The 21,088-nt window shown below is 72.4% G+C and carries 19 protein-coding genes and 1 riboswitch; of the genes, 9 read left to right on the forward strand and 10 right to left on the reverse strand.

What is annotated here, in order from left to right; all coding sequences use genetic code 11:
* Positions 1–2 precede the first annotated feature (2 nt).
* Positions 3–881 carry a glycosyltransferase family 87 protein gene (locus EUA93_RS14810; protein WP_129400831.1) on the forward strand — a complete coding sequence of 293 codons (879 nt, stop codon included), beginning with the start codon at positions 3–5 and terminating at the stop codon, positions 879–881.
* A gap of 44 nt (positions 882–925) precedes the next feature.
* Positions 926–1,960, forward strand: coding sequence for an anthranilate phosphoribosyltransferase (gene trpD, locus EUA93_RS14815; RefSeq protein WP_129400832.1), 1,035 nt, complete (start codon positions 926–928; stop codon positions 1,958–1,960).
* 16 nt (positions 1,961–1,976) lie between these two features.
* Here the strand turns inward: trpD and EUA93_RS14820 are convergent, their stop codons facing one another.
* Genes EUA93_RS14820 through EUA93_RS14830 form a run of 3 tightly spaced genes read right to left on the reverse strand, consistent with a single transcriptional unit; the run spans position 1,977 to position 8,160 of the window.
* Positions 1,977–3,362: a hypothetical protein gene (locus EUA93_RS14820; RefSeq protein ID WP_129400833.1), complete on the reverse strand. Its 1,386-nt coding sequence runs from the start codon at positions 3,360–3,362 to the stop codon at positions 1,977–1,979.
* Positions 3,359–3,988, reverse strand: a complete 630-nt coding sequence (locus EUA93_RS14825; protein ID WP_129400834.1) for a hypothetical protein — start codon at positions 3,986–3,988, stop codon at positions 3,359–3,361. Before EUA93_RS14825 ends, EUA93_RS14820 begins: the two co-directional genes overlap by 4 nt.
* A gap of 53 nt (positions 3,989–4,041) precedes the next feature.
* Positions 4,042–8,160, reverse strand: a complete 4,119-nt coding sequence (locus EUA93_RS14830; RefSeq protein ID WP_129400835.1) for an Ig-like domain repeat protein — start codon at positions 8,158–8,160, stop codon at positions 4,042–4,044.
* Between the two features lie 172 nt (positions 8,161–8,332).
* On the opposite strand from EUA93_RS14830, the gene EUA93_RS14835 reads away from it, so the two are divergent.
* Positions 8,333–8,611, forward strand: a complete 279-nt coding sequence (locus EUA93_RS14835) for an Lrp/AsnC family transcriptional regulator (protein ID WP_129400836.1) — start codon at positions 8,333–8,335, stop codon at positions 8,609–8,611.
* Between the two features lie 27 nt (positions 8,612–8,638).
* On the opposite strand, the gene EUA93_RS14840 is transcribed toward EUA93_RS14835, so the two are convergent.
* The gene (locus EUA93_RS14840; RefSeq protein WP_129400837.1) at positions 8,639–10,429 is read right to left on the reverse strand and encodes a DEDD exonuclease domain-containing protein; all 1,791 of its coding nucleotides are present in this window, start codon (positions 10,427–10,429) and stop codon (positions 8,639–8,641) included.
* Between the two features lie 105 nt (positions 10,430–10,534).
* Here EUA93_RS14840 and EUA93_RS14845 point away from each other — a divergent pair, with 105 nt between their 5' ends.
* The 3 genes from EUA93_RS14845 to EUA93_RS14855 are packed head-to-tail and all read left to right on the forward strand — an operon-like array spanning position 10,535 to position 13,462.
* Complete coding sequence (locus EUA93_RS14845; RefSeq protein WP_129400838.1) at positions 10,535–10,822, forward strand: hypothetical protein; 288 nt, start codon at positions 10,535–10,537, stop codon at positions 10,820–10,822.
* Between the two features lie 10 nt (positions 10,823–10,832).
* On the forward strand, positions 10,833–12,068 hold the full coding sequence (locus EUA93_RS14850) for an NYN domain-containing protein (protein WP_129400839.1): 1,236 nt from the start codon (positions 10,833–10,835) through the stop codon (positions 12,066–12,068).
* Positions 12,065–13,462 (forward strand): hypothetical protein, encoded by a 1,398-nt coding sequence (locus EUA93_RS14855; protein ID WP_129400840.1) that lies wholly within the window; start codon positions 12,065–12,067, stop codon positions 13,460–13,462. The genes EUA93_RS14850 and EUA93_RS14855 overlap by 4 nt, the downstream gene beginning before the upstream one ends.
* Here EUA93_RS14855 and EUA93_RS14860 read toward each other — a convergent pair.
* A complete protein-coding gene (locus EUA93_RS14860; protein ID WP_129400841.1) occupies positions 13,449–14,312 on the reverse strand; it encodes a glycosyltransferase family 87 protein in 864 nt (287 codons plus the stop codon). The genes EUA93_RS14855 and EUA93_RS14860 overlap by 14 nt on opposite strands.
* Before the next feature lie 98 nt (positions 14,313–14,410).
* Between EUA93_RS14860 and EUA93_RS14865 the strand changes: the two genes are divergently transcribed.
* The 3 genes from EUA93_RS14865 to EUA93_RS14875 all read left to right on the forward strand — a co-directional run bounded on the left by EUA93_RS14865 (position 14,411) and on the right by EUA93_RS14875 (position 17,193).
* Positions 14,411–14,617, forward strand: coding sequence for a hypothetical protein (locus EUA93_RS14865; protein WP_129400842.1), 207 nt, complete (start codon positions 14,411–14,413; stop codon positions 14,615–14,617).
* A 162-nt stretch (positions 14,618–14,779) separates the two neighbouring features.
* Positions 14,780–14,943, forward strand: a riboswitch (cyclic di-AMP (ydaO/yuaA leader).
* An 83-nt stretch (positions 14,944–15,026) separates the two neighbouring features.
* Positions 15,027–15,947, forward strand: a complete 921-nt coding sequence (locus EUA93_RS14870) for a C40 family peptidase (RefSeq protein ID WP_242497387.1) — start codon at positions 15,027–15,029, stop codon at positions 15,945–15,947.
* 61 nt (positions 15,948–16,008) lie between these two features.
* Positions 16,009–17,193 (forward strand): gluzincin family metallopeptidase, encoded by a 1,185-nt coding sequence (locus EUA93_RS14875; protein ID WP_129400844.1) that lies wholly within the window; start codon positions 16,009–16,011, stop codon positions 17,191–17,193.
* 129 nt (positions 17,194–17,322) lie between these two features.
* Here the strand turns inward: EUA93_RS14875 and EUA93_RS14880 are convergent, their stop codons facing one another.
* The 5 genes from EUA93_RS14880 to EUA93_RS14900 all read right to left on the reverse strand — a co-directional run bounded on the left by EUA93_RS14880 (position 17,323) and on the right by EUA93_RS14900 (position 21,088).
* On the reverse strand, positions 17,323–17,502 hold the full coding sequence (locus EUA93_RS14880; protein WP_129400845.1) for a Flp family type IVb pilin: 180 nt from the start codon (positions 17,500–17,502) through the stop codon (positions 17,323–17,325).
* A 96-nt stretch (positions 17,503–17,598) separates the two neighbouring features.
* Positions 17,599–17,790 carry a Flp family type IVb pilin gene (locus tag EUA93_RS14885; protein ID WP_207208694.1) on the reverse strand — a complete coding sequence of 64 codons (192 nt, stop codon included), beginning with the start codon at positions 17,788–17,790 and terminating at the stop codon, positions 17,599–17,601.
* 175 nt (positions 17,791–17,965) lie between these two features.
* Entirely contained in the window at positions 17,966–18,595 is a 630-nt protein-coding gene (locus EUA93_RS14890; RefSeq protein WP_129400846.1) for a response regulator transcription factor, read from the reverse strand.
* Positions 18,592–20,154: a sensor histidine kinase gene (locus EUA93_RS14895; protein WP_129400847.1), complete on the reverse strand. Its 1,563-nt coding sequence runs from the start codon at positions 20,152–20,154 to the stop codon at positions 18,592–18,594. Before EUA93_RS14895 ends, EUA93_RS14890 begins: the two co-directional genes overlap by 4 nt.
* Before the next feature lie 4 nt (positions 20,155–20,158).
* Positions 20,159–21,088 (reverse strand): type II secretion system F family protein, encoded by a 930-nt coding sequence (locus EUA93_RS14900; protein WP_129400848.1) that lies wholly within the window; start codon positions 21,086–21,088, stop codon positions 20,159–20,161.

The raw sequence follows: 21,088 nt of genomic DNA on the forward strand, positions 1-21,088 counted from the left end.
GCGTGGCCGCCGACCCGTCGCTGAGGGGGCGCCTGTCCCGGCAGGTCAGTGTCCGCGAACGGCTGCCCCGCGACCTCGCCTGGATCTTCGGCGTCTTCATGGTGGCCGGCACCTGGGCGTGGCTGTCCGAGTACGGCTGGGGGATCGACTCCGGCGCCTACTGGGGTGCCTGGCGCGACGGTCTCTACGACGTCCCGCCCGCCAGGGCCGGTGCGTACCTCTACAGCCCGGCCTTCGCGCAGGCGATCTGGCCGTTCACCTACCTGCCGCGCGCCGTCTTCGTCGCCGGCGTGTCGCTGGCCACGACGATCACGCTCTGGTGGTTGCTGAGACCACTCGGGTGGCGCTGGTGGGTCCCGCTGATGCTGTGCTGCTCGTTCGAGATCGCCACCGGCAACGTCAACTGGGTCTTCGCCGTCGTGGCCGCGCTCGGCCTGCGGCATCCGTGGTTGTGGGCGTTCCCCGCCCTGACCAAGGTGACCCCCTGCGTCGGGCCGGTCTGGTTCCTGGTCAGGCGCGAGTGGCGTGCCCTGGGCGTCTCCGTGGGGGCCACGTTGGGCGTGGTCCTCGTCTCGGCGGTCGCGGCACCCGAGCTCTGGCGCCAGTGGTTCGACTTCCTCGTCAGCAATGCCGATCGCAGCACGAGCGTCCTCGGCGGGTCGCTCCTGCCGGCACCGGTCATCCGCATCCCGCTCGCGGTCGTCGTCGTCGCGGTGGGAGCCCGTCTCGGACGGACCTGGGTGCTGCCGGTGGGCATGATCCTGGGATCGCCGGTGTTCGGCATCGGCGCCCTGGCCGTGCTGGCGGGGCTGGTGCGCCTGGACGCGGCCGGGAGGGCCGGCACTCCGGGTCCGGCGCGCGGGCGTCGTACCGACTCCTGAGCGGACGTGCGGGTTGTCGGTGCCGCGCCGATAGCCTGACCCCCATGTCCCACACGTGGCCCGACGTCCTCTCCACCCTCGTCGCAGGCGACGACCTCACCGCGGAGCAGGCACGATGGGCCACCGACGAGGTCTTCGCCGGTGCCGCCACCCCCGTCCAGCTCGCCGGCTTCGTGGTGGCGCTGCGGGCCAAGGGCGAGACCGTCGAGGAGGTCTCCGGCTTCGCGGCGGCCATGCTCGCCGCCGCCAACCCGATCTCGGTGCCGGGCAGGCTCCTCGACGTCGTCGGGACCGGGGGAGACCGCTCGATGTCGGTCAACATCTCGACCATGTCGGCGATCGTCGCGGCGGGTGCCGGCGCCCGGGTCGTCAAGCACGGCAACCGCTCGGCCTCCTCGCAGTCCGGCTCCGCCGACGTGCTGGAGGCGCTGGGCGTCCGGCTGGACCTGTCGCCCGCGCGCGTCGCCGAGGTGGCCGAGGAGGCCGGCATCACGTTCTGCTTCTCGGCCGCCTTCCACCCGGCGATGAGGCACGCCGCCGTGACGCGCCGCGAGCTCGGCATCGCCACGACCTTCAACATCCTCGGCCCCCTGACGAACCCGGCCCGCCCCCAGGCGCAGGCCATCGGCTGCGCCGACGCGCGGATGGCCCCGGTGATGGCCGGCGTGCTGGCCGAGCGCGAGGTGGACGCCTGGGTGTTCCGGGGTGACGACGGCCTCGACGAGCTGACCACCACGTCCACCTCGACGGTGTGGCAGGTCCACGCCGGGACGGTGCGCACGCTCACGATCGACCCGGCCGACCTCGGCATCGCCCGGGCCACCACCGAGGACCTCCGGGGAGGCGACGCGGCCCACAACGCCGACGTCGTACGCCGTCTCCTCGCCGGCGAGCCCGGTCCGGTGCGTGACGCCGTGCTGCTCAACGCGGGGGCGGCGCTGGCGGTGCACGCCGAGCCCGCGCGGCCCGCTGAGGAGTCGCTCGCGGCCGGGGTGGCCCGGGCGGCCGAGGCGATCGACTCCGGGGCTGCCCTCGGGACGCTCGAGCGCTGGGTCGCCGCCACCGCTGCAGGTCGGTGAGCCCGCTGCCGGTCGGTCAGGACGCGGCCGGGACCAGCAGCACGTAGTCGTCGTCGCCCTCGACGGTCGTCCAGCCGAGCTGGTGGACCAGGGCGTAGCCGAGCTGCGAGTCGGGATCGACGAGGGCGTAGTCGACGTCGAGGTCGTCGACCATCGAGTCCCAGTCCGGGTTGAGCCGCGTGATGTCGACGTTGCGATCGAGCTCGTCGGGCGTGAACATCTCGACGTAGCCGTGCATGACCACCTGGACCTGGGGGTGGTTGGCCAGCACGTAGTGGCCGAGCGGCCAGTCGTCGAGCACCTTCGTGCCGCTGGGCATCGCGTCGAGGCGGGAGTCCACCCACGACGCGACGACCGGCTGGTCGGCGCGCTGGGCCGACGTGACGGCCAGGGCGCCGAGCGCCACAGCGGTGATGGCGGCGACGACCGACACCTCGCGCCGCCCCGGGGCGCCCGTGGGCGGCACCATCCGCTGGAGCGCGACCGCGACCAGCGGGGTGAGCATGATGCCGGCGACGATGACCGTGCGCACCGAGTAGAGGCCCCACGCCATCGACAGGCCGAGCAGCATGAGGGTCGGCCAGTCGAGCGCGTCGCCGCGCAGGTGCACGACCAGCACGATCGCGACCATCAGGACGAGGAACAACGAGCCGGGGCTGGTGAAGTCCGGCGGGCCCCACTCGGTCAGCACGCTGTTGCGGGTGCCCACGCCGGTGACGGAGTCGACGATGTCGAGGCCGAGGGGCGTGGCAACCGTGACCAGCGTCGAGAGCACCGGGATCGAGGCGAGCTGGAGCACCCGGCGCAGGTCGTGGCGACGCGACAGCGCGATGCCCACGGTCACGGCGACGCCGATGCTCACGCCGACGATCCACATCCCGTGGAGCGGCACCCACACCCAGGTGAGCGCGACCAGCCACCACCTCGGCCGGCCGTCCTCGACCGTGCGGAGCCAGGCCGCCACGACGATCGCGATGAAGAGGTAGCTCACCAGCTGCGGCCGGGCGGTGAGGCCGGGCGCGGCAGCGCAGACACCGAGGCAGGCAGCCAGCACGGCGGGGAGCGGTGAGGCACGGCGACGGCTGACCAGGTAGAGGGTCACCGGCAGCAGCAGGGTCAGCGCGCCTGCCAGCCAGATGATCCCGGCGGTGCCGAACGTGGTCCACGTCCAGGACATCGCCAGCTGCGACGCCCACTGGGTGGGGTACCAGGTGGCCGTGTCGTAGACACCGAGGTGGCCGGGGTGGGCCAGCGACCAGCCGTCACGGAACTCCTGTCCCAGCCGCAGGTGGAGCCAGGCGTCGCTGCCCGCCGCGGGCACGTCCTGGAGGCCGATCAGGACCACCAGGGCGGCGGCCAGCCCGACCAGCGGGAGGACCCGGCGGATGAAGGTGGTGATCACGAGCCGAGGTCGAGGCGCCAGGACTGCCCGACCCGCTGGAAGCCGAGCCGGTCGTAGTAGGCGCCGACCATCCCGGGCGGGGTGACGACCTCGCGGATGCCGCGACCCGCCAGGAGGCCGCTGCGCCGCCAGACGAACTCGCCGGGGGAGAAGTCGCGGTAGCGCGGGGTCACGTAGTCGAGCTGGACCCTCGCCGTCTCGCCCTCCTCGTGGAGCAGCACGACACCGACGGTCTCGTCGCCCTTCTGCACCAGGAACGCGTCCTGGGTCGTGCCGGGGTCGTGCACGAAGTCCGGGTTGAACCGCAGGATGTCGTCGCCGTGGACCCGCAGCACGTGGCGGAGGTACTCGTCGGTGGGCCCGACCTCGAGCACCTCGAAGGCGGTCTCGTCGTGCTGCTCGCGGAGCATCTTCACGATGAACCACGCGTTGATGCCGACGAGCACGAGGTTCATCCCGACCATCGGCCACACGTCGAGCAGCCAGTTGAAGACGATCAGCACCACGCACGCGATCGCGTTGAGCACGCGCAGGCGCAGCAGGCTGGCCTGGAGGAGGGAGTACACGAGGAGTGCGCTCCCGCCCCAGCCGAGGACATCGAGCCAGTGGTCAGCGAGCCAGGTCACGGCGGGAGCCTACTTCCGCCGTGACCGGCTGCTGATTCCTGACGTCCACGACATCACTTGATGATGTAGAGGACGATCTTCTTGCTCTTCGAGCCGAACACCTGGGCGTTCCCGAGGTAGACGACCTGCAGCTTGTGCTTGCCCTTCTTGAGCTTGGGCAGCTTGATCGTCTGCGACCCGTTCCGCGCGGGAGCGAGGGTGATCTGGGCGATCTTCTTGCCCTTGTCGAGCACCTGGACGGCACCCGTCGGGTTGGGGAGGTCCGGCACGCTCACCGTGATTCCGAGCTTCGCGCGCTTCTTGACCTTCACCTGGTCGGCCTGGAGCGCACCGGTCACCGACGACTTCATCCGCGCCACCGAGACGGCGGCGGTCGTGAGCGCACCCTCGGCGAATCCCTGGGCGGACGCGAACACCGTCACGGACACGTCCTTGCCCGCGTCGGCCGCCCGGAGCGAGTAGCTCGACCCCTTCGCGTCCGGGATCGGCGCACCCTGTCGGAGCCACTGGTAGCGGTAGTCGGTGGCGCCGGGTGACCACGACCCGGTCGTGACCTGGAGCGAGCTGCCCACGGACGCCGTGCCGGAGATCGTCGGCTGGCCGGTGCCCTGCAGGGCCCCGCCCGCGGTGATCGAGAGCGCGTTGCTGGTCGTCCGTCCCTCGACGTAGGACGGCTTGCGCGCGGTCACGCGCAGCGTCACGACGCGCGTGTAGTCCGCCGTGGTGAGCGTGTAGGTCGGCCCAGTGGCGTTCCCGATGTCGCTCCCGTCGCGCAGCCACTGGTACGACATCGTGACGTCGGGCTGGTTCCACGTCGGCGCCGTGCTGGTCAGCGTCTGGCCGACGGCCGAACCGGTCGGGGCCTGGATCTGGACCGCGGTCAGTGCCCGCAGCCCGGCGTCGACGACGAAGCGGCGTTCGACGCTCGACCCCAGGTAGTTCCCCTGGCCGTCGTAGGCCCGCACGGTCCACGCGTAGGTGCCCGTCTCGAGCGTGTTCGGGAGGGCGTACGTGGTCGCGTAGGTCGTGACGGACCCGGGGCTGCCGCCGCCGGTCACGTTCTCCACGTTGAGGACGTAGCGCGCGGCGCGGGTCGTCCCGGCGAGCGCGTCCCACGTGAGGACCCCTGCGTTCGGCTCCATGGTTGCCCCCTGCGCCGGGACGGACAACGCCACGGTCACGGGATCGACGAAGAACCGACCGAGGTCGGACCATCGGCCCGGCTGACCCGCCACGTCGGTGCGACGCACCCGCCAGCGGTAGGCCTGGGCGGACGGTGCGAGCAGGTCGGGCATCGAGTAGGCCGCCTGGGAGACCTGGCGGCTCAGGACCCGGTTGCCGGCCGACAGCGTGGTGTCGTCGTTGCGGTAGACCTCGATGTCCCACGAGGAGTCGAAGTCGCCCGCGGCCCACCGGAAGAGCGTGGTGCCTGCGTCGATGTGGCTGTCGAACGCCGGCGCGGCCGTCGACGTCGCGTCGAGCTTGCTGGCCGGCGTGGCCTTGAGCAGGCGTCGGGTGTCGGACCACGCCAGGCGGTTGCCGGCGTCGTCGATGGCCTGGACGCGCCACCAGAGGTCACCCTCGGGGTAGGTCCGGCCGAAGGCCGTGTAGGTCGCCTGGTCGACTTCCTGCTCATCGATCTTGTTGCTGTCGGTGATCGTGGCCGACTGCGCCACCTGGATCCGGTAGCGGTTCGCGGTCTGGTAGGGCGGGCGGGTCCCGCCGTAGATCGGCGCGGTCGACTGGTTGGTCGTGTTGTAGTCCGCCCACGTGAAGGTGACCTGGTCGGCGAATGTCGCGTTGTTCGCTGGACTCTGCAGCTGCACCTTGGGCGAGATCTTGCGGAACGCCCCGGTCCCTGCGTCGAGGGTGCCCGAGGGAGCCGGACCGCAGTTGCGGGTCGGCATGACCATGGCGCACGGACGGACGTACCAGTAGTACGCCGGTCCCGACTCGTTGTCGGGGAGCTGGCTCGGACCGCTGTTGGAGTGCGGGGTGAACCGGGAGTTGATCGTCTGGACGCCGTCGTAGACGAGGTTGGTGAAGTCGGCGTCCTCGGCCACGTAGACCTGGTAGCCGCCCGCTCCGGGAGTCGGGTCCCAGTCGAGGACCGGGGTGGCGCTCAGGCCACCGCAGACCGTCTGCTCCTGGCCCACCACGAGACGCTTGGCGCACGTGTTGCCCGCGTCCACGGCGAGGCCGTCGAGGGCGACCTGCTCGCCCGTCGTCTCGGCGGGAGGAGCGATGGTGAACGTGGCCGGGGTGCCCGTGCCGATCTTGGTGCCGTCCTCGGCGTCGTAGGCCTCCACCCACCAGGTGTAGGTGCCGGGACGCAGGAAGTAGCTGTCCCAGTCGGTCACGGAGGAGTACGCCACGCGCCGGTTCAGCACCTCAGTGGCGTCCGGGGACACCACATAGGGCGGGGTCTCAGAGATCCGGAGCTGGTACTGCACGCGTGCGTCCTGCTGCGACGCCATCGGCTGCCACGCGAGCACCGGGAAGCGCGAGCTGATCTGTCCGGGGATCTGGGCGATCGGGGTCAGCGGGGACGCGCCGGCGGTCTGCGACTCGCGGAGGTAGAACGAGCCGGCGCCGTAGGTCGGGGAGCGCCGGCCGTCGCCGTCGATCGCGTGGATCTTCCAGGTGAAGTAGTCGGGCAGACGATCCGGGTCCTGGGTGTCGCTGTCGGAGGGAAGGATCTCGGTCGGGGTCCACGAGAGTGCGGAGGTGGTGATGCTGGCCGAGCCGTAGGCGCTCGTGACCTCGACGTAGTACCGGTTGGCGTCCTGGCTGGGCGCCCACCGCAGGGTGGGGACGCTGACCGTCGCGCCATCGGCCGGGGCGAGCGGCTGCACCTGCCCGCTGTCGTAGACGAAGCGCCCGGTCTGGGAGTAGACGCCATTGACGCCGCGCGGGTTGTCCAGCGCACGCACCCGCCAGTAGACCGTGGTGCCCTGGGCGGGGATGCAGCCCAGGTTGCGGTCGTCGCCGGTCACGAAGGTGGTCGAGCTGGTCTGGCACGACTGGCTCGGGCTGGAGGCGAAGTTGTCGTTGCTGAGCTCGAGGACGTAGCGGGACGCGTGCTTGACCGGGGTCCACTGGTAGTAGAGGTCACCGTTGACCACGGGGGCTTGGCTCTGGACCGGCGGGTAGAGCAACGTCGGCTGCAGCGGCCAGCGACGCTGGAAGACGCTCGGCGCGACTGGCCACGGGGTCGGCTGGCCCTCGGCGTTGATCGCTCGCACCTTCCAGTAGTAGGTGTTGTTGTCCCAGGTGGTCGTCGGCGAGTAGCGCGTGGAGTAGACCGTGCGCTTCTCGATCTGCGTGTTGAAGTCCGCGTCGAGGGCGACCCAGATCTCGTACTGCTTGGCACCCTTGATCGGGTCCCACGCCAGGACGACGTCCTGGACCGTGGTGCTGGGCTGGACCTGCCCCGTGGTGGCGTTGGGCGCGCAGACCAGGCCGGTGGCACACGACTGCGACGTCACGGGCGGCAGCTGGGAGACGTTGTAGCTGGTCCACCCGGACCAGGCGCTCTGCATGTTGTTCTCGAACCGGGCGCGCACCCGGACGTAGAAGTCCTCGAAGCCCTCGCGCTCGCCGACACCCTGCGGGTCCGGCCAGACGTAGGTCGTCGAGCGGATGTCCTCACGCAGGATGCCGCCCACGTTGTCCCCCTCGGCGTCCATCTCGACGTCGTAGGAGACCGCGCCGGGCACACCCTCCCAGCGGATGATCGGGGGCGAGACGGGCGGAAGGATCTGGTTGCCGGCCGACGACACCTGGACCCCGGTGGGCACCTTCAGCGCCGTGACCGGCGCCTCCGCGCGGGCCCACGCGCTGGACCCGGTCTGGTCGACGGCCAGCACGCGCCAGTAGAGCGTGCCGGCGCGCAGCACCCGGGTCGGGGTGTAGCGGTCGTTGACCGTCTCCTGGTCGAAGACCACCGTCGAGAACGTCGCGTCCTCGGCGCCCTGCACGCGGTAGCGCGTGACGGTCGGGTTGCGGGTCCAGGAGAGCGTGGGAATCGGAGCGCCGCTGGCGCTCAGCCCGGTCGGAGCGTCCGGGACCGCTGCGGCGGGCTGTGCAAAGGTCGCGAGCGACGCGAGGAGCATCGCGAGCACGAGAACGGCGCGAGCGTGCCGGGCGACGGCATGGCGGGTGAGTGACATCCGAGCGATTCCCCCTGGAGAGCCCCTGCGGGCACGGTGATGACCTCGCCACGCTAGGTGTCGCTGTGAGCCGTCGGAGTGCGAATGGTCACGGGTAGTCCGAAAGGACTAGGCACCTCTGGCCGATCGGTGATCGGACCGCCACTCCGGCGGCGGGCGCTACGGTGAGCGCATGATCACCGCCATCGTCTTCGTGAAGGCCGACGTCGCACGCATCCCGGAGGTCGCCGAGACGATCGCCGCCCTCGACGGGGTCAGCGAGGTCTACTCGGTCACGGGCCAGGTCGACCTCATCGCGCTGGTGCGGGTGCGCCAGCACGAGGACATCGCGTCGGTCGTCGCCGACCGGCTCAACAAGGTCGAGGGCGTCACCGAGACCGAGACGCACATCGCGTTCCGCACCTACTCCCGCCACGACCTCGAGTCGGCCTTCAGCATCGGTCTCGACTGACCCTCGCCTGGCCCTCGCTGGCCCTCGTCACCGCACGGGTCGGTGCACCGGTGAGGGCAGCCGCTGCTCGTCGAACGGCACCAGCGACAGCCGCGACTGGTTGACGGCGTCGTAGACGGCCAGGTGGCGCGCCGCGCCACCGAGCGGGCAGACCCACTCGCCGTCGACGTCGACCAGCCGGATCCCCGGCGACTCGAGCCAGCGCAGGACCTTCTCCGACTCCTCCGCCGTCGCGGCCGGGACGGGACCGGGGGCACCGCTGACCGTCTCGGCGCTCGCGGTGAGCTCGCGGACGTACTGGTGGGCGTCGGCGCCCGAGGGGATCCGCCCGGCCGCGGCGAGCCGGCCGTGGCGCACGACGTGCACGGACCAGCGGCCGTCGTCCTCGCGGCGCGCGGCGACGATCTCGGGGCACCGGGTGAGGGCGGAGAGGCGCTGGGTGCGCGCGGCGGCCCGCACGAAGGTCGCCAGCCGGTCGCGGTGCACGCCGGCCTCCTCGAACCGCTCGCTGTCGGCGAGTGCCGCCATGCGCTGGTTGATGACCTCCACGACCTCCTCGGGGCTGCGCAGCAACGTGTCGCGCAGCTGGCGTACGACGGCGGCGTAGGCCGGCTCGTCGACCGAGCCGTCGCAGGGGGAGAGGCACTTGCCCATCTCGGCCAGCACGCATGCCGAGCCCGAGGGGACCCGGGGCATCCGACCGCTGCACTGCCGCACCGGGAAGGTGTCGTGGAGGGCGGCGAGGCACTTCTCGGCCGTCTTCTTCGAGGAGAAGGGCCCGAGGTAGTCGGCGTCGTCGTCGAGGACCTTGCGCACGAGCGACAACCGAGGCCAGGCCTCGCGGGTGAGCTTGACGAAGTGGACCTTCTCCGGGAAGCGCGAGCGCCGGTTGTAGCGCGGCTTGTGCTCGGCGATCAGCCGCAGCTCGCGGACCTCCGCCTCGAGCGGGGTCGCGCACTCGATGCCCGTGACCGAGGTGGCCAGGCCGACCATCTCGCCCATCCGGGTGCGGGTCTCGGAGGCGGTGAAGTAGGTGCGGACGCGGGTGCGGAGGTCGCGGGACGTGCCGACGTAGAGCACGCGGGAGCGGTCGTCCCGGAACAGGTAGACCCCCGGCGCGTGGGGGAGCCCCTCGGCCAGGTGCCGCTTGCGGCGCTGGGCGGTGCTCACCCGCGACGAGAAGGTCTGGAGCTCCTCCAGCGTGTGCACGCCGAGGCCACCGAGCCGCTCCATCAGGCCGTGGAGCACGTCGACCGTGGCGCGCGCGTCGTCGAGGGCGCGGTGGTTGGGGGTGGTGGTCGCGTTGAACACGCGGGCCAGGGAGGAGAGCTTGCAGTTCGGGGCGTCGTCGCGAGTGATGACCCGACGGGCGAGCTTGGCGGTGTCGAGGACCTCGTGCTTGGGCCAGGGCCGACCCTGCTCGCGGGCGAAGTGCTGGAGGAAGCCGACGTCGAAGGGGGCGTTGTGGGCGACCAGCACGCAGCCGGCCGCGAACTCGAGGAACGCCGGCAGCGCCGACTCGATGGGCGGCGCGTCGCGGACCATCGAGTTGGTGATGCCGGTGAGCACCGCGATGAAGGCGGGGATCTCGGTGTGGGGGTTGACCAGCGTCTGGAACTCGCCGAGCCGCTCGCCGCCACGCACCTTGACGGCGCCGATCTCGGTGATCATCGAGCCCCCGGCCGCCGAACCGCCGGTCGTCTCGAGGTCGACCACGCAGAAGGTGATGTCGCGCAGGGGCCGCCCCAGCTCGTCGAAGCTGCGCTGCGACTCCCAGCGGGGCGAGCTCCGTGCCGGGCGGTGGGCGGTGGTGCTCATGCCGGCGACGCTAGACGTGGGCTCCGACATCGCCGCGGCGGCGCGCGGACTACGCTGACGGCGCCGATCACCCGACGGCACGCGCGACCCGACCGAGGAGCACCTGTGGCAGACCAGACCGCCGACCTACGCGTCCCCGTCGAGGGTGAGCGGTGGCGCTGCGCTGGATGTGGGAACCTCACCCGCTTCGACGTGACGCGCTCGCGTCGTACGACGGAGTACTGGCACTTCGACCTCTCCGGCGAGCACCGGGTCGAGGAGGAGACCGTCCACGGTGAGGCCGTGGAGTCCGTCTCGTGCCGGTGGTGCGGCCGCTCGGACGCCATCGAGGTCGTGGACCGCGCCTCCGCCGACACGGGCTCCGACCCGGCGGCCGACGCGGCAGCCGGCTGACGGACCCTCCGTGACAGCGCCGGCAGACCTGCCCGAGCGGCTCCGCCTCCGGGTGGTCGCGCTCGTCTCCGCGGTGCTGCCCTCGGTCACCCCCGTCCCGCCGTCGCTGCGCAAGGTGGCGGCGTTCGCGCCGGCCCGCCGTGCGCGGCTCGGTGGCGGCGCGATCTGGGAGGCGCTCGCCGACGACGACTTCCGCCACCGCGCCGCCGTGCAGGTGTCGGCGATCCCGGCGGGCGACGACCCGGTCGAGGGTGCCGCCCGCGCGTGGCTGGCGCGTGACGAGGGCTGGGAGGCCACGGTCGACGCCGTCGCGGTCGACCTCGGCCGCGACGACGCGCGCGACGACCAGCACCAGGCCGAGGTCGCCCGCCTGACCGCCCAGGTCGTCAGCCTCCAGGCAGAGGTCGCGACGCTGCGGTCGGCGCACCGCGAGGAGCTCGAGGCGGCCCGCGGCGACCACAAGGTGCTCCGCCAGCGGCTCGGGGAGGCCCGCGGCGTCCTGCGTGCCGCCGAGCAGGCCCGCGACGAGGCGTTCGCCGCCCGCGACGAGGCAGTGGGGGCGGCAGCGGCGACCGCGAGGGCCGCGGAGGCCGACGTACGCCGGTTGCGGGCCCAGCTCGACGAGGCCGAGTCGGGCCTGGCGGCCCAGCGCCGTGACGTGCGGTCCGAGCGCGACGCGGCCACGATCCGGGCGCGGCTGCTGCTCGACGCGGTCGTCGAGTCCGCCACCGGCCTGCGTCGTGAGCTCGGCCTCGCCGCGGTCGACGGCAGTCCGGCCGACGCGGTGGAGGCCCAGCTCGCGGGCATCGAGTCGGCGCCGACGTCGAGCGCCCCGGCCACGCCCGCGCTGCTCGACCAGGTGCTGGCGATGCCGCGTGCCCGACTGGTCGTCGACGGCTACAACGTCACCAAGGCGGCCTGGCCGAGCGCGACCCTGGAGGCCCAGCGCAGCCGGCTGGTCGCCGCCCTCGGTCCGCTGGTCGCACGGTCCGGTGCGGAGACCACGGTCGTGTTCGACGCGGCCGAGTCCACCACCCGGACCGCGATGCCGGCCCCGCGCGGCGTGCGCGTGGTGTTCAGCCCGTCGGGCGTGATCGCGGACGACGTGATCCGGCAGCTGGTGGCCGCCGAGCCCCGCGGCCGGGTCGTGGTCACGGTGACCGACGACCAGGCGCTCGCCAGGGACCTGGCCCGCGCCGGCGCGCGGGTGGTGCCGACGGCGGCGCTGATCGGCCTCGTCGGATGACCTCGCTGCTCACGGGCGCCCGCCAGTGGGCGTGGAGCGCATCGGCGTGCGTCGCCGGCGTCGCGCTGCTCGCGGCATTCGTGTCGATCGGTGGCGACTGGGACTGGCTCGTGGCGTTCGGCGACATCATCCGCCGCACCGGGGCCGTCCCGGAGTCGGTGCCCTACGCGGCCGTGGACACCTCGGGCTGGCACAACGTCCCCGTCCTCGCCGAGCTCGTGGCCTCCCTGCTGCACTCCGCCGGCGCCCGCGTGCCGGTCCTGGCCCATCTGGTCGCGGTCGCGGTCGCGCTGGCCACCCTCGCGGCCGCCGCCCGCGCGCGCGGTGCCTCCGACCCGGTCGTCGCCGGCGCGGTCGGCTCGCTGGTCATGGGCAGCCTCGCGACCTTGGGCATCGTCCGCGCACAGACGCTCTCCCTCGTCCCGTTCGCGCTGCTGTTGGCACTCGTCGTACGCCAGCATCGCCGCCCGGACCGCGGCATCTGGTGGGCCGTCCCGCTCGTCGCCGTGTGGGGGAACCTCCACGGTGCCGCCCTCCTCGGCACCTGCGTGCTGGGTGCCTACCTCGTCGTCGACCGGCTGCGGCTGCGTCCGGCGGAGACGGTGGCCGTCGGCATCGCCAGCCTCGCGGCGTTGTGCGCGACACCCCAGGGCTGGCACACGCCGCGCTACTACGCCCAGGTCTTCGACAATGTCGCGGCCGAGCGCGCGGAGGGCCTCTGGGCCCGGCCGTCGCTCTCCGCGCCCTTCGACGTGCTCATGCTGGTCGTCGCGGCGCTCCTGCTGGTGCTGTTCGTGCGTGCCCGCCGCCCGCTGTGGGAGTACGTCGCCGTGGCGGGGCTGTGCCTGGCGACGGCGAGCGCGGCCAGGCACGGCGTGTGGCTGCTGTTCCTGCTGGTGGCGCTCGCGCCGGCGCCCCGAGACCCCAGTGACCGGGCCGAGCGCCCTGACGGGTCGGACCAGCGTCCGGCCCCCACCCGGGTCGGAATGGTGCTGGCCGTGGCCGCCTCGCTGGCCGTGGCGCTGCCCCTGGCCGCGTCGCGCGGGTCCTCGGTGCTCGTCGCCGGGCCGGACGTCGTGGACCGGGTCGCGGACCTCGCCCGGTCCTCGGGCGACGACGTCGTGGTCCTGGCTCCGGTGCCCCTGTCGGAGTCGCTGGCGGTCGCGGGTGTCCGGTTGTGGGCCAGCAACCCGCTCGACGCGTTCAGCCACGCCGACCAGGCGGCGTACCTCGACTTCCTCGGTGGCCAGGACGGGATGCTCCGAGCGGTCGAGCAGTCCGACCTGGTGGTGACGAGGGAGGGGACGCGGGCGGAGGACGTCGTCGCCGGGATCGACGGTCTGCAGGTCGTCGAGTGCCCGGACGGCTGGACCTGCCGGATCAGGACTCCCTGACCGGCTCCCTGACCGGCTCCCGGTGCTCGACCGGTCTCCTGAGCCGGGGGATGGCGGCCAGCATGGTGAACGCGGCCGGTCCCGCCACCGGTGTCGCCAGGGCCATCGCGAGCGGGAGCGTCCACACCCGGTCGGTCAGGGCGCCCCACCCGAGCAGCGCGAGGGCGATCGGCAGGCGGACCGCCAGCGGACCGAGAGCCGTCGACCCGACGCCCGCCGTGCCCTGCGCGTTGTCGAGGAGGAAGGCGGTCCAGTCGCGCCACAGGTCGGGCGAGACCGCGGCCGAGACCGCCACGACCACGAGGGTGGCCCCCACGCTGCACGCGAGCTGCGGCCACTGGCGACGCAGGGCGTACCAGAGGGGACCGAGGGCCGGGGTCACCTTCGTCAGCAGCACGACCGACCACCACGAGGCGCCGGCGGGCCCTGCGCCCGGACGGGCGCTCGCCACCACGACCAGCGCCAGCACCCAGAAGATGTTGCCGCTGACGATCTCCTGGGCGCAGCACAGGACCAGGGGCAGGGCGAGCCGCCAGCCCAACGGGCTCAGCATGTAGACGAAAGCCAACAGGGCTCCCAGCGACCACAACGTCCCGAAGACCGGCCAGGGCAGCTGGGCGAGCGGCCAGATCGCCTGGGCGAAGGCCGGGGAGTAGTTGAAGGCGTCGAGGTAGCCCGGCGTGGTCGCGTAGACCTCGCTGCGGGGGACCTGCCAGACCCGCCAGTAGGCATGGGCGTCGTGACCGGGACCGACGTCGGACGTGATGTCCACGGTGACCCAGACCAGCATGATCGCGTAGAGCCACGCCACGGCGACGGGGAAGTGGGGTCGCAGGCCGCCGACGGTCACGGTGGCAGGGTAGGTGGAGCAGCCGGCCGGCGTTCGCAGAACCGCCTCTCCGCCGTCGCGCCGCCCCACTGTCGGTGGGGCCTGTCACCGTTCGGGACATGACGACACGGATCGACTGCGACACCTGCGTGGTGCGCGGCCTGCACTGCCACGACTGCGTGGTGACGGTGCTCCTCGGACCGCCACCTGAGCTCATGATCGACGACGAGGAGATGGCGGCGCTCGACGTGCTGGCCTCGGGCGGGCTGGTCCCGCCCCTGCGCCTGGTCGAGCCCGTGGACGGTCCGGTGATCGAGTCGGCGTGAGGGCGGGTCGCGCGGCGGCGGTCCGCCTTGCCGAGATCTTGCCGATACCAGCTGGTGACCAGTTGTCGCGAAGATTGGCGAGGGTTCCACCAGCCGTCTAGTCTGTGGGCTGGCTTCCGTGGAAGTGGGTCACCCGGCCCGCGCGGAGGTCGCGCCGAGTCGTGGACCATGCCCCCGCATCACCGTGGTCCATGAGCCGGGGAACCACACTTCCCCCTGGGGTGAATCCCCTGCGAGGCGCACTGCGCGAGCGGTGCGTGGAGCAGGGGTAGGACACGTCGTGCCGAACCCGTCAGCTCACCTGGTAGGCGTACGACACCTGAGGGAGAACCCCCGCTCCGTGGCTCACACCCGCAAGCGAGCTGGCGCGACCGTGCTCGGTCTCGTCGCCATCGCTGCCATCGCATTCGTGCCTGCGACACCTGCGCAGGCCGACCCCAGCATCAAGGACGTCAAGGCACGCGTCGACCGCCTCTACCACGAGGCCGAGGCCGCCCAGGAGCGCCTGCACGACGCCGAGCTCGACCTCGCCGACCTCCGCAGCGACCTGTCCGGCCTCGAGGCCGACCAGGACCGCCAGGACGAGCGTCTCGAGGTCGTCCGCGACCAGGCCTCCGACGCCGTCGTGCGCCAGCTCGAGGGCGAGGGCATCTCGACCGTCGGCCAGATCGTGGTCTCGGAGGACCCGGGCGCCTTCCTCGACTCGCTGTCGACGATGTCGTCCTTCAACGACCTCCAGTCCTCCCTCCTGACCAGCTACGACACCGAGCTCGAGGCACTCGAGATCCGTCGCGAGGCCACCGACGCCCGCGAGAAGGAGATCGCCGACCTCACCGACCAGCTGAGCACGGACAAGCAGACGGTCGACGACAAGCTCGCCGAGGCCAAGGACCTGCTCGCCGACCTCGAGGCCGAGGAGCGCGAGCGCATCCTGGCCTCGCGCGGCAGCTCGGTCCGGATGCCCAGCGACGTGCCGGCCTCCGGCCGCGCGGCCGCCGCCATCCAGTACGCCATGGCGCAGGTCGGAGACGCCTACGTCTACGGCGCCGCGGGCGAGAGCGCCTTCGACTGCAGCGGCCTCACCATGCGCGCCTGGGCCCAGGCCGGCGTGTCGCTGCCGCACTCCTCGAGCGCCCAGTACGGCTCCGGTCCGCACGTCGCCGCGAGCGACCTGCAGCCGGGCGACCTGGTGTTCTACTACAGCCCGATCAGCCACGTCGGCATGTACATCGGCAACGGCATGATCGTCCACGCCGCCAACCCCGGTGCCGGCGTCACCGTCTCGGGCCTCTACTCGATGCCCTACGTCGGCGCGGTCCGCCCTGGCTGACCAGCAGTCCTCGAAGGCCGGCCGTCCACTCCTGTGGGCGGCCGGCCTTTCGCTGAGCCTGGTGGTGGCGCTGGTCGCCGTCCTGCTGACGCGCGACGGGCGGCACGAGGTCGACACCCGGCCCGTCGACGCGCCCCGGGCCAGCCCCGCCGAGGCGGCCGAGGCGCTCGCGTCGTTCGTCGCCGCCGTGGGGTCCCGTGACCGCGACGCGCTGACCGCGCTGGCGCCGCCCGACGACGCGACCGCGACCGACGTCCTCGCCGGGATCGCCGACAACGCCGAGACGCTGGACCTCGACGGGGTGACCGCGCGCTACGTCGACCAGGTCGGCACCGTCGACGCCGGCGGCCGCTGGTCCGGCGTCGTCGAGCTCACCTGGCAGCTCGGCGGGTTCGACGCCGAGCCGTCGTCGGCCGACGTGGTCGCGACCTTCGCACCCGCCGGTGACGGCCTGGGCATCGCGTCGTTCGGGGCAGCGGGTGCGGCCGGCACGCGCACGCCGCTCTGGCTGCGCGGCCGGCTGTCGGTGGTGCGCGGGTCGGGGGTCCTCGTCATGGTCGACGGCGCGCGGGCGCAGGCACGTGCCGTCGCGGACCGCGCGCGGCGCGGCGCCGACGTCGTACGCCGCGTCCTGCCCGGCTGGCGCGGCCGGGCGGTCGTCGAGGTGCCGGCCAGCGCCGCGGACCTCGACGAGACGCTGGGCGCCGGCCCGGGGACGTACGCCGCCATCGCCGGCGTGACCGCGACCGCGGGGGAGGGGACCGGCGACGACGCACCGGTCCACGTCTTCGTGAACCCCGACGTGACCGACGGCCTGCGCCCGGCGGGTGCGCAGGTGGTGATGAGCCACGAGCTGACCCACCTCGCTGTCGACGCGGCACGCACGCCGCTCGAGCCGTGGCTGCTCGAGGGCTTCGCCGACTACGTCGCGCTCCGAGACACCGGCCTGTCCGACCGGACCACCCTGGGGCGGGCGATCGCTGCCGTACGACGCGACGGGCAGCCGCGGCGGCTGCCGGACGCGGCGGACTTCGACACGCGGGTGGCGGGCCTCCAGGCGAGCTACGAGGAGGCCTGGCTCGCCTGCCGCATCGTCGCCGAGCGGCTGGGGGAGCAGGGACTCGTGACGCTGTACGACGCCGTGGCCGGCGGCGCCGCCCTGGACCGCGCCCTGCGGGCACGGGGGCTTCCGGTGGCCGACCTCACGAGCGCCTGGCGCTCGCGGCTGGCCTCGCTCGCCCGCTGAGGGCAGCCGGCGCGAGGTCGTGGTCCGGACATGCATCGAGGGCGACCGGTGAACCGGTCGCCCTCGGTGGCGGTGCGAGTCCGACGGGCGGCCCCCACGCCGTCCGTGCTGTCGCGGTGCGTCCTTCGGTCAGGGGGTGAAGACCCCGGCCGGGACGGAGAAAAGTGCCTTGACGTTCGTGCCGAACAGGGCGACGGCGCCGACGATCACGATGGCGATCATCGCAACCATGAGGCCGTACTCGACAGCAGTGGCGCCGCGCTCGTCGCGAACCGCGCGGAGCGTCAGCAACTTGTGGAGCAGCAGCATCGGGGGATCCCTCCTCCTAGAAGCGTCCTGGAATGCGAGGAGCCGGCGCCGTGGAGTCCACGACGCCGGCTCATCGAAGTGCGAGTGAGACCTGGATCAGATCTGCGACGCGATGTTGCTGAAGAGCGTCTTCAGGTTGCCACCGAGGAGGGTGACGGCACCGATGATGACGATGGCGATGAGGGCGACCATGAGGCCGTACTCGACGGCGGTGGCGCCGCGCTCGTCGCGCTTGGCCTTCATGTCGTTGACGAGCATGATGGTCATGAACTGGAGCTTCTCGATCATTGTTTTCCCCTTGATGTGTAAGTCGTGGTGCAGGTCCCGAGCCCACGAGGACCCGTCGAGGAATACTCTGCTCGAATCGCGCGGCCGGCGGATCGGGTGTTCGGCTCTGACTGCGTAGTCCGATGTGACTATCTGGCGACCACCCTCTGCGCACCGCGCATGGTCCACCCGTGGATCAGCTCTGGAGCAGGCCCATCCGCATCGCGGTGACGAGCGCCTGGGCACGGTTCGCGGCACCCAGCTTCTGGTAGATGTGGGTGATGTGCGTCTTGGCCGTGGACTCGCTCAGGTAGAGCCGTCCGGCGATGTCGCTGGTGCCCAGGCCCTCCGCCAGCAGCTCGAGGACCTCCTCCTCGCGCGCCGAGAGGCGCGGGGCGGCCGGAGCCGTGGCACGGCGCATCATCGCGGCGCTGAGGCCGGCGCACAGGAACGTGCGCGGTGCCACGGCCGCGTGCTTGGCGGCGCTGACGACCTCCGAGGACTTGCTGTCCTTGCCGACGAAGGCGGACGCGCCGGCCTCCATGGCGGCGAAGATCTGCTCGTCGCCCGCGTGCATGGTGAGCACGACGAGGCCGACGGCGTCGTTGCCCTCACGGATGGCGCGGACGATCTCCAGGCCGTGCCCGTCGGGCAGCTGGAGGTCGGTGACGACGACGTCGGGGGTGAGCTCTCCGAAGACCCGGAGCCCCTCGTTGACGCTCCCGGCCTGGCCGACGACGTGCATGTCCTCGTCGCGCTCGAAGGCGCGGGCGAGCCCCTGACGGATCAGTTCGTGGTCGTCGACCAGCATGACGGTGGTGCTCATGGAAGAGCGCTCCCCTCTCGGGCTCGGGTGGAGTGGTCGGAGTGCAGGTGGACGCGGGTGCCGCCGCCGGGGCGGTCGCCGACCTGCAGGGTGGCGCCGATGCCGGTCGCCCGTTCGGCCATCGTGGTCAGGCCCCAGTGGCGGTCCTTGGGACCGGCGTGGCCGATGCCGTCGTCCTCGATCTGGAGGTCGATGGTGCGGCCGTCGGTCAGGAAGCCCACCCACAGGTTCCGCGCGCGCGAGTGGCGACGCACGTTGCTGATCGCCTCCTGGGCGACGCGGAGCAGCTCGGCCTCGGTCCGGCCGGACAGGGCCGGACCGGACTCCTCGAAGGTCAGGTGGACCCGGAGGTCCGTGCCGGTGCTGAGGTCGCGGACGTACTCCGCCAGCGCGCCGGAGAGCCGGTGCTCGCTGACCTGGTGCCGGAGGTCGTAGATGGAGTAGCGCAGCTCGCTCACCACGCGCGTGATCTCGGCCCGCAGCGACGCGGCTAGCTCCCGCGCGCGCGGGTCGTCGGACACGGACTCGATCTCGTCGACGACGTAGCCGAGCGCGACGATCTCCTGCGCCACGCCGTCGTGCATCTCGCGGGCCAGCCGGTTGCGCTCCTCGGAGGTGGCCATCTGGCGCAGCTCGTCGAACAGCACCGCGGTGTCCATCCGGAGCGCGAAGTTGTCGGTGACCTCGGCAGCCTTCTCGGCGATCTCGTCGTTCCAGCGCAGCACCCCGCCCAGCACCAGGTGGCCGAGGACCCCGCCGGTCCCCTGGATCGCCAGCACGCGGACGTCCGGCGCGCGGCTGCTGCTGGGCAGCCTGATCTGTGCGTCGAGCGCCGACACGTCGCCGTACCCGGACAGGAGCACCGAGTCGTCCTCGTGGGACCCGGAGAAGACCGCGGACGCGACCGCGCCCGTCTTGCGGCGCAGGTCGGCCCCGAGGTCCTCGGCGACCTGGGCGGTGTCGAGCTCGACCTCGCGCCGCCGGGCGAGTCCGTGGAGCTGGGCCATCAGCTGGTGGGCGGCCTGGTAGGGCGCGCGCCGGGCGTCCTGGTCGCGGAGCGAGCGCGACTGCCAGCTGGTCAGCAGGCCGGCACCGAGGCCGCTCAGCAGCCAGGGGCCGGCGGCGGACAGGGCCGGACGAGGGTCGGTGCCCGCCGCACCGGCTGCCGCGGCCAGCACGCCCAGCGCGCCGACGGCGGTGACGTTGACGGTCGTCACCAGCCCGTGGCGTACGCCGGTCAGGACCGGTGGTGCGGCGAGGTAGGCGTACAACCCCGCCGAGGCGTCCGCACTGCCGAGCATCAGGGCCGCGAGCAGCATCTCGGCCGCCGCGGTCCACGAGGCCCGGTGGGGCTCGGGGGTCCAGTCGAGGGCCGCTCCGGTGGCGGCGATGACGCCGAGGGCTCCCAGGAGCGGCCAGGTGCTGCCGGCCTGCCCCTCGGAGAGGACGATGCCTGCAGCGAGGGCGAGCGCGAAGACCCGGATGGCGGTCGTGACACGCCACGTGTAGAGCACCCCGCCCGACGGCCTCGTCCTGTCCCTCAGATCGGTCAGGCGCATCGGCTCACTGGTTCCCGAATGTGTCAGCGATCTGGATCGCCGCCGGTCCCATGATCACCAGGAAGAGGCACGGCAGGATGAAGAGGATGAGCGGGATCATCATCCGGACCGGGACCTGCTGGGCCTTCTCCTCGGCACGCTGACGGCGCTTGGTGCGCATCTCGGCGCTCTGGATGCGCAGCACGCGGCCGATGGGGATGCCGAGGCTGTCGGCCTGGACCATCGCGAGGCAGAACGACTTGAGGTCGTCGAGCGAGGTGCGCTCGGCCATCGCGCGCATAGCGTCGGTGCGACCGACGCCGATGTTCATCTCCTGGAGCAGGCGGGAGAACTCGGCGGCGAGCGGGCCGTCGGTGTTGCGGGCCACGCGGTCGACCGCGGCGTCGAAGCCGAGTCCTGCCTCGACCGACACCGTGAGCAGGTCGAGGGCGTCGGGGAGGGAGTTGCGCATGAGCTTCTCGCGCTTCTGCCCGGCGTTGTAGAGCAGGATGTTGGGCAGCAGGTAGCCGAAGGCGGCCGCGAGCCCCGTGACGATCAGCACCCGGGCGAACGGCCAGTCGCTGCCGGCGAGGTAGAGGAACCCGATGCCGCCGAACCCGGCCAGGCCGAGCACCTTCAGGCCGATGAGCCGGTTGGCGTCCCACCCGGGCGGGTTGCCGGCCACGTTGAGCCGGAACTCGAGCTTGCGCGCCGTGTCGGCGCGCACCAGCTTGCGGCCGGTGCCGACGAGCTGGTCGCCGAGCGGGCCGAGGACGCGCTCGGCGAAGGGACGCTCGAGCTCGGTCTTGAGCATGTCGGGGGACGACTGGCCGATCGCCTGGATGGCCGCGACCGACCTGGCGACGCCGCGCCGCTCCTTGCTGATCACGCCGAAGACGGACAGCACCGTGACGAGGGCCAGGAAGATGAGCCCTGCTCCGATCCAGAGCACCAT

This window comes from Nocardioides oleivorans, assembly GCF_004137255.1.
GTDB lineage: Bacteria > Actinomycetota > Actinomycetes > Propionibacteriales > Nocardioidaceae > Nocardioides > Nocardioides oleivorans.